The organism is Mesorhizobium sp. M0771, from assembly GCF_040320155.1.
Lineage (GTDB): Bacteria > Pseudomonadota > Alphaproteobacteria > Rhizobiales > Rhizobiaceae > Mesorhizobium.
The window spans coordinates 309,498-322,933 of sequence record NZ_JAMYPC010000005.1 but is presented as its reverse complement, the minus strand read 5'-3'; the positions used below and the strand labels follow the sequence as shown (position 1 = coordinate 322,933).

Here is a 13,436-nt window from a genome sequence, read left to right as displayed (position 1 = left end):
GTCGTGGAAGCCAATTTTCTGCTGCTTGAAAGAGCCGGCCTGCCGGAAGACCTGCGCTGGCTGGCGGAAAAATATCCGCGCGAGACATGGCAGGGCCACGCCAACATCCACGGCATGGCAAACATGTGGCTGCAGCGGCACGACATGTTCCGAGAGCTGGGCGGCATGCTCACCAACGGCATTGGCGACTATCGCGAAGGCAGGCTGACGGCGCCGGATTTCGCGCGCTGGTTCGCGCCGCGGCTGAACCACTTTCTCGGCAATCTCGACGGCCACCACAATGTCGAGGACTACCAATATTTCCCGGCTTTCGCCAAGGCGGAGCCGCGCCTGAAGCGCGGCTTCGAAATCCTCGATGCCGACCATCACACCATTCATGAGGGGTTGGAGCGCAACGCCGAGACGGCGAACGCCTTCATCCGCACGCTCGAGGAGAGCGAGGACAGGCAACGCTTCGCCGCCGACGCCTATGCGGACGAGAACAGCCGGCTGATCGCCATGCTGAAGCGGCATCTGGCCGACGAGGAAGATCTCATCATCCCGCTGATCCTCGATCGCGGCGACCGGGCTCTGGTCGAGGACGACGACTGAACCTTACGATATGGTTTCGCTGTCGCGGGCGTCCTTGGCGCGCTCCTTGCCGGCGACGGTGCGGGCGATGAGCCAGGCAAGGATGGCGACACCCAGACCTATGGCAAGCGCGATCAGCAGCCGTTCGTGATGGAGCAGTGCCTTGCCTATCATCTGCTCGGCGCCGAGGCCGAAGACGTAGCCGATGCCGCAGAACAAAGCCGCCCAGACCAGCGACGACACCGCGTTGAGGATAACGAAGCGCGCTACCGAAATGCTGGCGAAACCGGCCGCGATGCCGCCGACCAGGCGCAGGCCATAGATGTAGCGGTTGGACAGGACGAATATGTTGGGATGGGACGAGACGAGACGGTAGGCGTGGTTGAAGCCGGGCCTCGCCTTCAGTTTCAGCACCCTGGGATGGTCGGCAAAGCTGCGGCCGAGAATGAAGAAAAACGTGTCGCCGACGAAGGCGCCAATGGCGGCCGTGAGGAAAGCCTTCCAGAGGATGAAGACATGCTGATGGGCGAAGAAGCCGCCGAGGATGGCCGCACTTTCGCCTTCGGCGACACAGCCCAGGAAAACCGCGATCAACCCATATTGCTCGATGAGGTGATGGACGATCCCGGTCATTGAGAGGTTTGCCGGCCCGACAGTTTTTCGTCTATGCGGTTCACCTGTTCGGCCAGGCGCGCGATGTCCTCGCGCACGCCGATGATCTGGCTGTGGCGCAGTTCGTCCAGCTTTTCATGCAGAGCCATGATCTCGATCTCGGCCTTGAGGTTGACCTCATAGTCATGCGCGGCGTCGATGCGGTCGCGCGCGGCCTGTCGGTTCTGCGACATCATGATCACCGGCGCCTGCAGGGCGGCGATCATCGACAGCACCAGGTTGAGGAAGATGAAGGGGTAGGGGTCGAACGAGTCTCGCCCGAGCAGCCACCAATTGGCGCCGATCCACAGCACCAGGAAAGCAATGAAGGACAGGATGAACGTCCACGAGCCGCCGATGCGGGCAATGGCATCGGCGATCCGGTCGCCGGCGCCCTGAAGGCCGGTGAGGCTGTCGTTGATATCCTGCGAGATGGGCTTGCGGTCGACAGTGCTCTGCAACACCCGCCGCTCGAGCTCGCTGAGGCCCTCCGGCGTTCGCTTCAGCCAGCGGTTGGCCAGTTCTGGCACGGTTTTGTGCATGGATGTCTCCATAGGAAAAGCGTCGGCTTGGCAGCCTCGTTTGCATATAGGAAGATGGCGTTTCGTCAAAAGCGCGGCGCGAGGATGCAGGATGCCCGATTTCGCGAAGATTCGCGCCCGTGCTGCAAAACGCAAAGGCGGCGACGCGGTGCTGACCTCGCTGCTCGGGCCGGCGCCTGACAATGCTGCCGTTGCCGACATTACGGACGATCGCATCCTGTCGACGATGGCCGAGCGGGTGTTTGCCGCCGGCTTCGTCTGGCGCGTCATCGAACAGAAATGGCCGGGCTTCGAGGAAGCCTTTCTCCATTTCGACCCGAAACGGCTGTTGTTTCAACCTGATGACTTCTGGCACGACCTGACGGCTGATCAACGCATTGTGCGCAACCCGCAGAAGATCAAATCCGTCCGCGACAACGCCGCCTTCGTTGAGCGTGTGTCGAAGGAACATGGCGGTTTCGGCAAATTCCTCGCGGAGTGGCCTGACGACGACCAGGTCGGGCTGATGGCGTATCTCGGCAAGCATGGCAGCCGGCTTGGCGGCAACACCGGCCAGTATTTCCTGCGCTGGCTGCAATGGGACGCCTTCGTCATCTCGGCCGATATGGTCGCGGCTTTGCGTGACGCCGGCCTCGACATCGCGGAAAGTCCGACGTCGAAGAGGGATCTCGACAGGATTCAGGCGCAGATCAACAAATGGGCGCAGGAAACCGGCCTGCCGCGCCGGCACATTTCGCGCATTCTGGCGATGTCGATCGGAGAGAACCATTCGCCGCAATCGCCGCGCGAATATATGGGCGACGACTGATCACCGAATTGGTCCAAACGAACGCCATTGCTCGGGCAAATTTGCCGCGCTAAACCGCACAGATGACCCAGAAGACCGCACCCGATATTCTGCGCATCGCCGTTGCCCAGCTCAACCCGACGGTCGGCGATGTCGCCGGCAATCTTGCCAAGGCGCGCGAGGCGAGGGCGGATGCCGCCCGCCAGGGCGCCGACATCGTGCTCTACACCGAGCTTTTCCTTGCCGGTTATCCGCCGGAGGACCTGGTGCTGAAGCCGGCCTTCCTCAAGGTTTGCGAGAAGGCCGCTGAGGATTTCGCCGCGGATACCGCCGATGGCGGGCCGGGCGTCATCATCGGCACGCCGCTGAAGCGCAAGAGCGGCACCCACAATTCGATCATCGTCGCCGATGGCGGCAAGATCCTCGCCGAGCGCTACAAGCTCGATTTGCCAAACTATGGCGAGTTCGACGAGAAGCGCGTCTTTCAGGCCGGCCCCGAGGCTCAGGGACCCGTCAATTTCCGCGGTGTGCGCATCGGAATTCCGATCTGCGAGGACATCTGGGGCGACGTCGGCATCTGTGAAACCCTGGCCGAGAGCGGCGCGGAAATCCTGCTGGTGCCGAACGGCTCGCCCTACTACCGCGCCAAGATGGACGTGCGCCATCAGGTCGTTATCCGCCAGGTCATCGAGACCGGTTTGCCGATGATCTATGCCAATCAGATCGGCGGCCAGGATGAGCTGATCTTCGACGGCGCCTCTTTTGCCATCGGCGCCGACAAGACGCTCGCCTTCCAGATGAGCCAGTTCGAGGAAACTGTCGACGTCACCACCTGGAAGCGCAACCGCGTCGCCGCAGGCGCGCAAAACGCAGAAGAGTTCGACGGCTGGGTCTGCTCGGAAGGGCCGATGTCGAAAATCCCCGAGCGCGAGGAGGCGGACTACCGCGCCTGCATGCTCGGCCTGCGCGACTACGTCAACAAGAACGGCTTCAAGAACGTCGTGCTGGGTCTCTCCGGCGGCATCGATTCGGCGATCTGCGCCGCATTGGCCGTCGATGCGCTCGGCGAGGAGCGGCTGCGGGCGGTGATGATGCCCTACCGCTATACCTCGGAGGATTCGCTGAAGGATGCCGAGGATTGCGCCCGTGCGCTTGGCTGCCGCTATGACATCGTGCCGATCTTCGAACCGGTCGAGGGTTTTCTGCATACGCTGACGCAGCTTTTCGAGGGCACCAAGGAAGGCATTACCGAGGAAAATTTGCAGAGCCGCGCGCGCGGCACGATCCTGATGGCGATCTCCAACAAGTTCGGCTCGATGGTCGTCACCACGGGCAACAAGAGCGAGATGTCGGTGGGCTACGCCACGCTTTATGGCGACATGAATGGCGGCTTCAACCCGATAAAAGACCTCTACAAGATGCAGGTCTATGCGCTGTCGCGCTGGCGCAACAGCCATGTGCCGCCGGGCGCGCTCGGCCCCTCAGGCGAGGTGATCCCCAGGAATATCATCGACAAGGCGCCGTCGGCGGAATTGCGCGAGAACCAGACCGACCAGGATTCGCTGCCGCCCTATCCGGTGCTGGACGACATTCTGGAATGCCTGGTCGAGAACGAAATGGGCGTCGACGACATCGTCGCGCGCGGCCACGACCGGGCGACGGTGACGCGCGTCGAACATTTGCTCTACATTGCCGAGTACAAACGCCGGCAAGCGGCGCCGGGTGTGAAGATCACCCGTAAGAATTTTGGCCGCGACCGCCGCTATCCCATCACCAACCGTTTCAGGGATCGCGGCTAAACATCTGATTAAATCAATGAACCTTGGGGGGCGCATGTTTATCAGCTATTTCAAGGGAACGCCTGAGTATCACATCCTGCGCTTCAAGAACGGCAAGATCAGGGAGCAGGGGCGCGGCATCTCCTTCTGGTACGGCACGTTCGGCACCACGATAGCGATGGTGCCGGTGACGTCGCTCGATAACCCCTTCATCTTCACCGAGACGACGGCGAATTTCCAGGATCTGGCAATCCAGGGGTCGGTCAGCTACCGCATCATCGATCCACTCAAGGCAGCCGAAGGTTTTGATTTCAGCGCCAAGCTCAGCCGTGCCGACGTCGTCGGCGACGGCCGGGAGAAGATCGCCGAGCGCCTGGTGCTTGCGATACAGAGCCGCGCCCGCGCGGTGGTTTCGAGCATGACGCTGGAACAGGCGCTGGCCGAGGTGACCAAGCTCGGTGGCAATCTGGCCGAACTGCTCCGCAACGATCCGATTGCCGCGACCGCCGGCCTGTCGATCGAGGAGGTTCACATCACCTCGGTCCAGCCGACGCCGGAGATCCGCAAGGCGCTCCAGACCGAATATCGCGAGGCGCTTCAGCGCCAGGCCGATGCCGCGATCTATGGGCGCCGTGCCTGGGGCGTGGAGAAGGAGCGCGAGATCAAGCAGAGCGAGCTGGCGACCGAAATCGAGCTTGCCGAACGCAACAAGCTGCTGGTCGATACCGAGGCGCGCAACAAGCTGACGCTTGCCGAGGCGGAAGCCAAGGCCCAACAGCTCGAACTCACCGTCTATTCGTCGGCGCCGGCGCACGTGCTGACGGCGATGGCCTTCAAGGCCTGGGCGGAAAAGGGCGGTTCGGTCGGCAATCTGTCGATCACGCCTGATATGCTCACCAGCGCGCTCAGCCAGCTTTCCACTCCGAAAGCCGGGTCCTGAAAGGCAAGCTCGGGTGGCAAGCGACCAGAGCGGCAGGCCGATCGACCGGGTGATCGTCGTCACCCGCAAGACCGAGCTGGAGGAGCTGACGACGCGCTTCAACACGCAGGGACAGGCGCGCTTTTATCTCCGGCAGGCCGGCATGAATTTCGACCCGGTCAAGGCGGCGCATGACGTCTATCACCAGGCGCTCGACCGGGTGATGGGTTCGCTTCCCCAAGGCCTCAAACAGTTGCGGCTCGACCGCGAACTGGTCCCGCAGTTCGAATTCGGCTCCGACGCGGTGATCGCGCTCGGTCAGGACGGGCTGGTGTCCAACACCGCGAAGTACCTCCCGTACCAGCCGCTGATCGGCATCAACCCGAACCCGGCGCTTTTCGACGGCGTGTTGCTGCCGTGGAATGCCGACGATACCGAAAAGGTCCTCGGCCTGACGATCGCCGGCAAGGCGAAGCGCCAGGCGGTGGTGATGGCCGAAGCGCGCTCCAATGACGGACGCCGGCTGATCGCCTTCAACGATCTGTTCGTTGGCGCCTCGACGCATGTCTCGGCGCGTTACGAGTTGACCTATGGCGGCAGGACCGAGCGCCAGTCGTCGAGCGGCATTATCATCTCCACGGGCGCCGGCTCTACCGGCTGGCTGCGCTCGGTTATGGCGGGCGCCGCGGGACTGGCCGCGGCCTATGGTGACAACTCCGTGCCGACCGTGCCGCCGCAAGGCTATGACCGCGAAGGCGAACAGCTGTTCTTTTCGGTGCGCGAACCGTTTCCGAGCAACACGACCGGCGTGTCGCTTGTGCATGGCGTCATCACCCGCGACCGGCCGCTGGTGGTTTCTTCGCGGCAGAGCAGGGGCGGCGTCATCTTCAGCGACGGGATGGAGCTCGATTTCGTCGAGTTCAATTCCGGCACCGACGTGACCATCGCGATCGCCGACCAGAAGGCCTATCTCGTGGTGCCATAAGCGCGCCACGTGGGCAGCCAAATCACCGGCCGGACTGAATTCGGCCGCCCTCTTCTTTGCGAGGCACCATGCCCGACTGTGAGATCAGCTTCGACATGTCACGGATCGATTTCCGGGCGACCTCCGACCTGTTGATGGCAAGTTATTGGGGCGCCGGCCGCAGCGATGAGTTTCATCGCCGCGCCTTTGCCAACTCGTTCTGCACCGCGGCCTATATCGACGGGAACCAAGTCGGTTTTGGCCGGGCCATCACCGACCGTACGGTGTTTGCCTATCTCGCCGACATCATCATCTGGCCGCAGCATCGCGGCCAAGGCATTGGCTTGCAACTGGTGCAGGCGCTCATCGACCACCCTGAACTCAGCACGGTCTCGCACTGGAGCCTGTCGACCAGTGACGCGCATGGCCTTTATGAGAAGCTGGGCTTCAAGGCATCGACCGACGGCCGCTACATGCGCCTCGATCGCAACCCGGAATGACGCATAGCGAGGGGGGTTGACCGGCTGTTGTTGCAAAATAACCTCACTGGTTGGACCAGTTACGCTTTGCCACGTGCCCGGCCTTGGCGATCCTTCATGGCGTCTCTATAAGGACCTCTCCGCAAGTGTCTTGCGGGAGGTCTGAATGGCAGTATTTCACATGGTAATGCGAGGCCGCGAAGCCTAGGTCTCACCTGGCGTCCGGCGAAGGTTTGCCCTTCGCACCGATGCCGGGTCGAGTACAGGCTTCTGCCGATGCCGGTCGCCACCCGACAACCCGGGGCGCGCCGCCACCTATGCCGAACCTCCGCAGCCGGGCGAATTGCCCAGCGCGGTTTTCAATTTTCAGACCTTACCGGGACCGGGCAGATTTGCGCCCGGATGACACCATGACTCGTTTTCGAATCGATCTGCGTGCAAGCGCCTTTCGCAGCGTTCTTGGCTTCACGCTCAGCCACTGGCGGCGCCAGCCGTGGCGGCTTTCGCTGATCATGGGCAGCTTCCTGCTGTCGACCCTGGCCGACGTCTTGACGCCGCTCTATTCCGGCCGGCTGGTCGACGCCGTCGCCAGCAGTGCGTTGGCTGACGATGTCGCGTGGAACGCGGCAATGGCGGCGTTCTTCGCGCTCATCGCTTTGGCGCTGACCGGCGTGGTGCTGCGCAACCTCGCCTTCATGGGCATTGTCGAGCTGACGCTGAAGATGATGGCCGACATCGCCGCCGACGCGTTCCATCGCGTGCAGCGCTTCTCAACCGACTGGCACGCCAACAGCTTTGCCGGATCGACGGTGCGCAAGGTCACGCGCGGCATGTGGGCTCTCGACCTGCTCAATGACACCATCCTGATTGCGTTGTTGCCGTCGGTCGCCATGCTGGTCGGCTCGACGTTGCTGCTCGGCTGGTTCTGGCCGCTGATGGGGCTGGTCGTGGCAGTCGGTTCGGTGCTGTTCATCACGGTGACGGCGCTGCTGTCGCTCGGCTATGTCGCGCCCGCGGCACGGCTCGCCAACAGCTGGGATACGCGGCTTGGCGGCTCGCTTGCCGATGCGGTGAGCTGCAATGCCGTGGTCAAGGGTTTCGGCGCCGAGACGCGCGAGGAAACGCGTCTTGCCAAGGTCGTCGCCAAATGGCGCGCGCGGACCAGCCGCACCTGGGTGCGCGGCACCATCAACGGCACGACGCAAGGCGCCATGCTGCTGGTGCTGCGGACGGCAGTAATCGGCCTGTCGCTGATGCTGTGGGCCTGGGGCCAGGCAAGTGCGGGCGATGTCGCCTTCGTGCTGACCTCGTTCTTCGTGCTGCAGGGCTACCTCAGGGACATCGGCACGCATATCCGCAATTTGCAGCGTTCGGTCAACGACATGGAGGAACTGGTCGATTTCCAGTCGCAACCGCTCGGCGTCGAGGACCGGCCCGGCGCCAAGCCGATCCGGATCACGCATGGCCACATCGCCTTCGATAACGTCACCTTCCACTATGGTAGCCATCGCTTGCCGCTCTACCGCGACTTTTCGGTGGAGATAGCGGCGGGCGAGCGGGTCGGACTGGTCGGTCATTCCGGCTCGGGCAAGACGACCTTCGTGAAGCTGATCCAGCGTCTCTATGATGTCAGCGGCGGCAGGATACTGATCGATGGCCAAGACATCTCCCAGGTTGCACAGGCGTCGCTGCGCGCGCAGATTGCCATCGTCCAGCAGGAGCCCATCCTGTTCCACCGCTCGCTGGCGGAAAACATCGCCTACGCCCGTCCGGACGCCACGCAGGCCGAGATCGAGCATGCCGCCAAGCTCGCCAGCGCGCACGACTTCATCACCAGCCTGCCGAAGGGCTACGGCACGCTGGTCGGTGAACGCGGCGTGAAGCTGTCGGGCGGCGAGCGCCAGCGGGTGGCGATCGCACGCGCCTTCCTGGCGGATGCGCGCATCCTGATCCTGGACGAGGCGACATCGAGCCTCGATTCGGAATCGGAAGTGCTGATCCAGCAGGCGATGGAGCGGCTGATGGTTGGCCGCACGACGCTGGTCATCGCGCACCGTCTGTCGACGGTGCGGGCGCTGGACAGGCTGCTCGTGTTCGACCGTGGCAAGATCGTCGAGGAAGGCTCGCATGACGAGCTGATCCGGCTGAAGGGCGGCATCTACCGCCGCCTGTTCGAGCGGCAGGCGCTGGAACTGACCAAGGGCCTGGTGATCTGAGCTGAACGCAGAGCCCTATCCGAGGGATAGGGCTCTGCCTGGTTCATCCAGGCATTCGCTCGAATGGCTGAAGCGCTGGGTCGATCGTGTCCCAGACGTGGCCGCGCACGGTGTAGGTGACCGCCTGCGGGTCGAACTGGCCGGGATCGTCGAGGCTCGTGGCCTGGATCGCCGTCACCTCCGGCATGGCGACGAACGTTACGTAGACCGGCGTGCCGCAGGTCGGGCAAAAGGCCTGGGCTTTTTCATTGCCGCTGTCGGCGATCATCCGCCATGTGCTCGGCTCGCCGGTGATCTTTACGTCAGCGCGCCGGCCGAAGGTCACATAGGAACAATGGCCAGTACCGCTGCGCTTCTGGCAATCGAGGCATTGGCAGTGGTTCTGAAAGATCGGCTCGCCGCTGGCCTCATAGCGGATCGCGCCGCAGGCGCAGCCGCCGGTATAGTGCCTGGTCATTGTCGTTCTCCCGCTGTCAGATTGCTTCAGGCCGATTTCGGCTTGGCGAACAGGTCGATGCCTGTGCCGGTTTCGAGGAAGGATTTCATGCTGGACAGCACGGCCGGCCAGCCCTGGCTGATGCCCTTGGCCATGCCGCTGCCGGCTTCGAGCTCGTCATGGCTGACGGTCAGCTTGACCATGGTGTCGTATTCCTCGATGGCGAACGTCACCCGGCTGTGCTTGGTGGGATCGTCGGCCTGCGAGGCGTTGGCCCAGCTCATGACCAGGCGGGTCGGCGGCGAGATTTCGACGACCTTGCCAACGAGTTCGACGGTCCGTTCGTCATTGGCGCGGATGTGTTCCCATTTCGAGCCGGGCTTCCAGTCGGAGACGTTTTCGTGGCCCCAGTAGCGCTTGGCGATATCGGGCCTGGTGATGGCTTCGAACACCTTTTGTGGCGTCGATCTGATGTAGGTCACGTAGACAAAACTGGTGGTTTCCCGGGTCATTGGTCGTCTCCTTCGAGTTCTTGTTTCAGGTCGTGCAGCAGGCTCAGCCGCTGCCGTTCGAATTTTCGCACCCACCGCTCGTAGACTTCGTGCAGCGGCACGGGGTTGATGAAATGCAGCTTCTCGCGGCCACGCTTGACCGTGCTGATCAGATTGGCCGCTTCCAGCAGATCGATGTGCTGCGTGGCGGATTGCCTCGCCATGTCGAGATTTTCGCAAAGCTCGCCGAGCGTCTGGCCGTTCTTCTCACACAGAAGATCGAGCAGCATTCTGCGGGTCGGGTCGCCCAGCGCTTTGAAAACCTTGTCGGCGTCCATCGGTCTCACTCATCTTGAAGACACAATATGCAGGTAAATGCCTGCATGTCAAGCTGTGGCTAAGCTTGGCCTGAAGGGGAGGGATTTATAGTGTCGGATTGCTGGCGCGCGGAGCGAAGCACCGAGCCCGGAATCGGGGCAAGAACCGGTGCGGGCGCGCAGGACTATGCAGCGGTGGCTGTGAGCTAGGCTCTAACGACGAACTTGTCGGGATCGGCGCAGAAATGGGCGATGATCTGGCAGAGGTCCGGCTCGTTGACCATGCGTACGGCCTCGGCCCCATTGACCCATTTGCGGGTGCGCGCGCGCTTTTCCTTCCAGCGGTCGGCAACGTGCTCGACCTGCAGCGGAAACACCAGCACTTCGCAAGGGACTTCCTCGCCGGACGCGAGGGCCTTGGCGTAGAAGTAACGACCGGCCTCGAAAAGCGAAATCTTGCCACGCAATCCGGCTTCCTCGCCCGCCTCGCGCGCCGCTGCCTCGCAGAGCGGCTCCCTGGCCTCGGGCCAGCCCTTCGGCAGCACCCAACGCCCGGTGTCTCGGCTGGTGATCAGCATGATCTCGACGCCGTCTTCGTTATTGCGCCATGGCAAAGCGGCAACCTGCAGGCGACAAGGCGAAGTGCCGAAGAGCTTGCGGACCCTTTCAGCCAGATGGTCGTGTGTCGCCGGTGTCGTCAGCATCAGTGAAAGCTACCCCAGCCCTCAGAATCGTTAGCCGCCGTATGAATCTTACCGACAAGTGTAAGTCTTAAAAGTAAAAAACCTCACACCGACCCGTCAAACTCCGCCAACAGCTGTCGATTCGACAGAATATTGTCCCTTCCAGTGCCTGTTTTCATAGCAAACGGGGCGGGTTTGGCCGTCTGGGCAGAAATGGGGCTGGCGCGAATCAGCCTGCGTGATCGTCGGCGATCGGCTTCTGGTAGGTAAAACCCATGTCCCAGGGAAAGTAGATCCAGGTGTCCTGACTGACTTCGGTGATAAAGGTGTCGACCAGCGGCCTGCCTTTCGGCTTGGCGTAGACGGTGGCGAAATGCGCCTTGGGCATCATGGCGCGCACGATGCCTGCCGTCTTGCCGGTGTCGGTGAGGTCGTCGATGATCAGCACGCCCGCGCCATCATCGGCGAGCAGCGCCGGGGTGATCTCCTTCAGCACCTGCAACTGCCCCTGGCTGGTGTAGTCGTGATAAGAGGCGACGCAGACCGTCTCGATGACGCGTATGCCGAGTTCGCGCGAGATGATGGCGGCGGGAACCAGGCCGCCACGGGTGATGCAGACGATGGCCTTCCACTGTCCCTTGTTGGCGCCGGCAAGCCGCCAGGCGAGCGCCCGGGCATCGCGGTGGAACTGGTCCCAGGAGACCGGAAAGGCTTTTTCGGGAAGGGACATTCTGCACTCCGCGCGCACCATTGTGGAATGCGCGCGGAATTAACTGGAAAGTCAGGGCATTGGCAAGGGCGGGGCCAGTCTGTGGAGTTACCGCGACAAAAAGGCCGCAACCGGCACGCTGCGCAACACGGTGCGCGTGACGCCGCCGAACAAAAGCTGACGCAGCCAGGAATGGCTGTAGGCGCCGAGCACCAGAAGGTCGGCTCCGGTCTCGGCGATCCGGGTCTGGATGACGTCATCGACCGAAGCATTGCCCGATTTTTGCACCGACACGCTGACCGTTGCGCCATGCCTGGAGAGTGCCGCGGCGATCTCGGCGCCGGCGGCTTCCGGGTTGTCATCCAGCGTATCCGGCGGATCGATGACCAGAATGTCGGTTTTCTCGGCCTCGATGATGAAGGGCAGCGCGTCGAAGGCGGCACGCGCCGCCTCCTTGCTGCCGTTCCAGGCCAGCAGCACATGTTTGAATGTGGTGACCAACGGCCCCTCATGCGGCACCACCAGCACCGGCCGGCCGGCATCGTAAACCAGCGTGTCGACATCGGCGCTCTGGTCGCCTCCGGTCTCGCGCTGCGCGGCAATAATCAGATCGGCGGCGCGCACGCTGGAAATACCCGTCAGCGCGCTGTCGCCGGAAAAGCTCTCGAGGCTGCGCCATTCGAAGGAAAGGCCGGAATTCTCGATCTGCCGAACGAAAAGCGCCTGCAATTTCTCGGCGCGCTCGCGGTTCATGTCGGCGGAGACCTGCAGGAACTCGGTGTCGGGGAAGCCGGTTGCCGAGGTGTAGGGAACGGGCAGCGCTTCGGCATGGATGCCGATGAGATGGCTCTCGAACCGGTCGGCAAGCGGGATGGCGCAGTCGAGCACGCGTTCGGCGTCCTGTTCGTTCTGCAATATGGCGACGATGGTCTTGAAGCGCATGCGAAATCCCTCAAATCTGCCGGCGCGTGCTGCGCCCGAGGGAAAACGTGGGAGTGCGGTGCTTGGTTCCGGCCCGGCGATGGGCCGCGAACCCAGGGTCAATTGGCGGCGGTGAAGCCGGCCACCATCGCCTCGACGTCCTTGCGTGCCGAATCCAGCGCCTCCTGGCTGCGGGCGCGGACGACCAGCTCCGTCCAGAACTTGCCGTCGCCATATTTCGGATACGAGCCGATGATGGTGTCGGGATGCGCCTTCTGGATATCGCCCAGGGGACCACCGATCAGGCCTTCGCCGAACGGGCAATGGACGGTGGCCGACAGCATCTTGGTGCCGGCCTTCAGCGTCGGCACGACATTGTCGAGCATGGCCTGGAAAATCGCCGGTACGCCGGCCATGACATGGACGTTGCCGATGCGAAAGCCGGGCGCGACGGAGACCGGATTGTCGATATGGTCGGCGCCGCGCGGCATGCGCGCCATGCGCTTGCGGGCCTCGGTGTATTCGATGCCGCGCGCGGCATAGCTCTCGCCCAGCATGGCATAGGCCTTGGCGTCGTATTCGCAGGGCACCCCAAAAGCCTTGGAAATCGAATCGGCGGTGATGTCGTCATGCGTCGGGCCGATGCCGCCGGTGGTGAAGACATAGGTGTAGCGGGCGCGTACGGCATTCACCGCAGCGACAATCTCGTCCTCCTCGTCGGGAACGATCCGCACTTCCTTCAGGTCGATGCCGATAGCCGTCATGATATCGGCGAGGTGGCCGATATTTTTATCCTTGGTGCGGCCGGACAGAATCTCGTCGCCGATGACAAGCATGGCGGCAGTGACGATTTCAGGCATGGAAGGCTCCGGCAAACAGGCCCGTTGGCAGACAAGGTCGCCTGAGGCAGAAAGAAGGTCGCCTGAGATAGCGCGACATCGAACTGGCGGCAATGCCGACACAAGCCGCCATC

Annotated in this window: 16 protein-coding genes; 7 read left to right on the top strand and 9 right to left on the bottom strand. The window is 62.8% G+C overall.

From position 1 onward, the window contains the following. Positions 1-3 precede the first annotated feature (3 nt). The gene (locus NKI05_RS10875; protein ID WP_023667553.1) at positions 4-591 is read left to right on the top strand and encodes a hemerythrin domain-containing protein; all 588 of its coding nucleotides are present in this window, start codon (positions 4-6) and stop codon (positions 589-591) included. 3 nt (positions 592-594) lie between these two features. Here NKI05_RS10875 and NKI05_RS10870 read toward each other — a convergent pair whose 3' ends face one another. Together NKI05_RS10870 and NKI05_RS10865 are read right to left on the bottom strand one after the other, a co-directional pair. Continuing rightward, complete coding sequence (locus tag NKI05_RS10870) at positions 595-1,203, bottom strand: DedA family protein (RefSeq protein WP_023815371.1); 609 nt, start codon at positions 1,201-1,203, stop codon at positions 595-597. Beyond that, positions 1,200-1,763, bottom strand: a complete 564-nt coding sequence (locus NKI05_RS10865) for a DUF1003 domain-containing protein (protein WP_023691179.1) — start codon at positions 1,761-1,763, stop codon at positions 1,200-1,202. Before NKI05_RS10865 ends, NKI05_RS10870 begins: the two co-directional genes overlap by 4 nt. 91 nt (positions 1,764-1,854) lie before the next feature. Between NKI05_RS10865 and NKI05_RS10860 the strand changes: the two genes are divergently transcribed. The 6 genes from NKI05_RS10860 (at position 1,855) to NKI05_RS10835 (ending at position 8,906) form a co-directional block, all read left to right on the top strand. Continuing rightward, a complete protein-coding gene (locus NKI05_RS10860) occupies positions 1,855-2,571 on the top strand; it encodes a DNA-3-methyladenine glycosylase I (protein ID WP_023815369.1) in 717 nt (238 codons plus the stop codon). A 62-nt stretch (positions 2,572-2,633) separates the two neighbouring features. Continuing rightward, complete coding sequence (locus NKI05_RS10855) at positions 2,634-4,349, top strand: NAD+ synthase (RefSeq protein ID WP_023815368.1); 1,716 nt, start codon at positions 2,634-2,636, stop codon at positions 4,347-4,349. A gap of 34 nt (positions 4,350-4,383) precedes the next feature. Beyond that, a complete protein-coding gene (locus tag NKI05_RS10850) occupies positions 4,384-5,268 on the top strand; it encodes an SPFH domain-containing protein (RefSeq protein ID WP_023695413.1) in 885 nt (294 codons plus the stop codon). A 13-nt stretch (positions 5,269-5,281) separates the two neighbouring features. Then, positions 5,282-6,232: a diacylglycerol kinase catalytic domain-containing protein gene (locus tag NKI05_RS10845; protein ID WP_027050400.1), complete on the top strand. Its 951-nt coding sequence runs from the start codon at positions 5,282-5,284 to the stop codon at positions 6,230-6,232. Between the two features lie 68 nt (positions 6,233-6,300). Beyond that, complete coding sequence (locus NKI05_RS10840; protein ID WP_023695412.1) at positions 6,301-6,711, top strand: GNAT family N-acetyltransferase; 411 nt, start codon at positions 6,301-6,303, stop codon at positions 6,709-6,711. Positions 6,712-7,100: 389 nt separating this feature from the next. Beyond that, positions 7,101-8,906, top strand: a complete 1,806-nt coding sequence (locus NKI05_RS10835) for an ABC transporter ATP-binding protein (RefSeq protein WP_023815367.1) — start codon at positions 7,101-7,103, stop codon at positions 8,904-8,906. A 43-nt stretch (positions 8,907-8,949) separates the two neighbouring features. Here NKI05_RS10835 and NKI05_RS10830 read toward each other — a convergent pair whose 3' ends face one another. From NKI05_RS10830 to NKI05_RS10800, 7 genes are all read right to left on the bottom strand, one after another. Then, positions 8,950-9,363 carry a GFA family protein gene (locus tag NKI05_RS10830; RefSeq protein WP_023681543.1) on the bottom strand — a complete coding sequence of 138 codons (414 nt, stop codon included), beginning with the start codon at positions 9,361-9,363 and terminating at the stop codon, positions 8,950-8,952. Between the two features lie 26 nt (positions 9,364-9,389). Then, complete coding sequence (locus tag NKI05_RS10825) at positions 9,390-9,854, bottom strand: SRPBCC family protein (RefSeq protein WP_023681542.1); 465 nt, start codon at positions 9,852-9,854, stop codon at positions 9,390-9,392. Continuing rightward, positions 9,851-10,171 (bottom strand): ArsR/SmtB family transcription factor, encoded by a 321-nt coding sequence (locus NKI05_RS10820; protein WP_023681541.1) that lies wholly within the window; start codon positions 10,169-10,171, stop codon positions 9,851-9,853. Before NKI05_RS10820 ends, NKI05_RS10825 begins: the two co-directional genes overlap by 4 nt. Before the next feature lie 185 nt (positions 10,172-10,356). Further along, on the bottom strand, positions 10,357-10,854 hold the full coding sequence (locus NKI05_RS10815) for an NUDIX hydrolase (RefSeq protein WP_023667541.1): 498 nt from the start codon (positions 10,852-10,854) through the stop codon (positions 10,357-10,359). 208 nt (positions 10,855-11,062) lie between these two features. Next, the gene (gene gpt, locus NKI05_RS10810; RefSeq protein WP_023667540.1) at positions 11,063-11,563 is read right to left on the bottom strand and encodes a xanthine phosphoribosyltransferase; all 501 of its coding nucleotides are present in this window, start codon (positions 11,561-11,563) and stop codon (positions 11,063-11,065) included. 87 nt (positions 11,564-11,650) lie between these two features. Then, on the bottom strand, positions 11,651-12,484 hold the full coding sequence (locus NKI05_RS10805) for a universal stress protein (protein ID WP_023735339.1): 834 nt from the start codon (positions 12,482-12,484) through the stop codon (positions 11,651-11,653). A 98-nt stretch (positions 12,485-12,582) separates the two neighbouring features. Beyond that, the gene (locus NKI05_RS10800; RefSeq protein ID WP_023815366.1) at positions 12,583-13,323 is read right to left on the bottom strand and encodes a competence/damage-inducible protein A; all 741 of its coding nucleotides are present in this window, start codon (positions 13,321-13,323) and stop codon (positions 12,583-12,585) included. Between the last annotated feature and the right edge of the window lie 113 nt (positions 13,324-13,436).

Coding starts and splice junctions, on each gene's coding strand:
- NKI05_RS10850 (WP_023695413.1), top strand. CDS start 4,384: ATGTTTATCAGCTATTTCAAGGGAACGCCTGAGTATCACATCCTGCGC.
- NKI05_RS10825 (WP_023681542.1), bottom strand. CDS start 9,854: ATGACCCGGGAAACCACCAGTTTTGTCTACGTGACCTACATCAGATCG.
- NKI05_RS10860 (WP_023815369.1), top strand. CDS start 1,855: ATGCCCGATTTCGCGAAGATTCGCGCCCGTGCTGCAAAACGCAAAGGC.
- NKI05_RS10830 (WP_023681543.1), bottom strand. CDS start 9,363: ATGACCAGGCACTATACCGGCGGCTGCGCCTGCGGCGCGATCCGCTAT.
- NKI05_RS10870 (WP_023815371.1), bottom strand. CDS start 1,203: ATGACCGGGATCGTCCATCACCTCATCGAGCAATATGGGTTGATCGCG.
- NKI05_RS10800 (WP_023815366.1), bottom strand. CDS start 13,323: ATGCCTGAAATCGTCACTGCCGCCATGCTTGTCATCGGCGACGAGATT.
- NKI05_RS10855 (WP_023815368.1), top strand. CDS start 2,634: ATGACCCAGAAGACCGCACCCGATATTCTGCGCATCGCCGTTGCCCAG.
- gpt (WP_023667540.1), bottom strand. CDS start 11,563: ATGTCCCTTCCCGAAAAAGCCTTTCCGGTCTCCTGGGACCAGTTCCAC.
- NKI05_RS10865 (WP_023691179.1), bottom strand. CDS start 1,763: ATGCACAAAACCGTGCCAGAACTGGCCAACCGCTGGCTGAAGCGAACG.
- NKI05_RS10820 (WP_023681541.1), bottom strand. CDS start 10,171: ATGGACGCCGACAAGGTTTTCAAAGCGCTGGGCGACCCGACCCGCAGA.
- NKI05_RS10835 (WP_023815367.1), top strand. CDS start 7,101: ATGACTCGTTTTCGAATCGATCTGCGTGCAAGCGCCTTTCGCAGCGTT.
- NKI05_RS10805 (WP_023735339.1), bottom strand. CDS start 12,484: ATGCGCTTCAAGACCATCGTCGCCATATTGCAGAACGAACAGGACGCC.
- NKI05_RS10840 (WP_023695412.1), top strand. CDS start 6,301: ATGCCCGACTGTGAGATCAGCTTCGACATGTCACGGATCGATTTCCGG.
- NKI05_RS10815 (WP_023667541.1), bottom strand. CDS start 10,854: ATGCTGACGACACCGGCGACACACGACCATCTGGCTGAAAGGGTCCGC.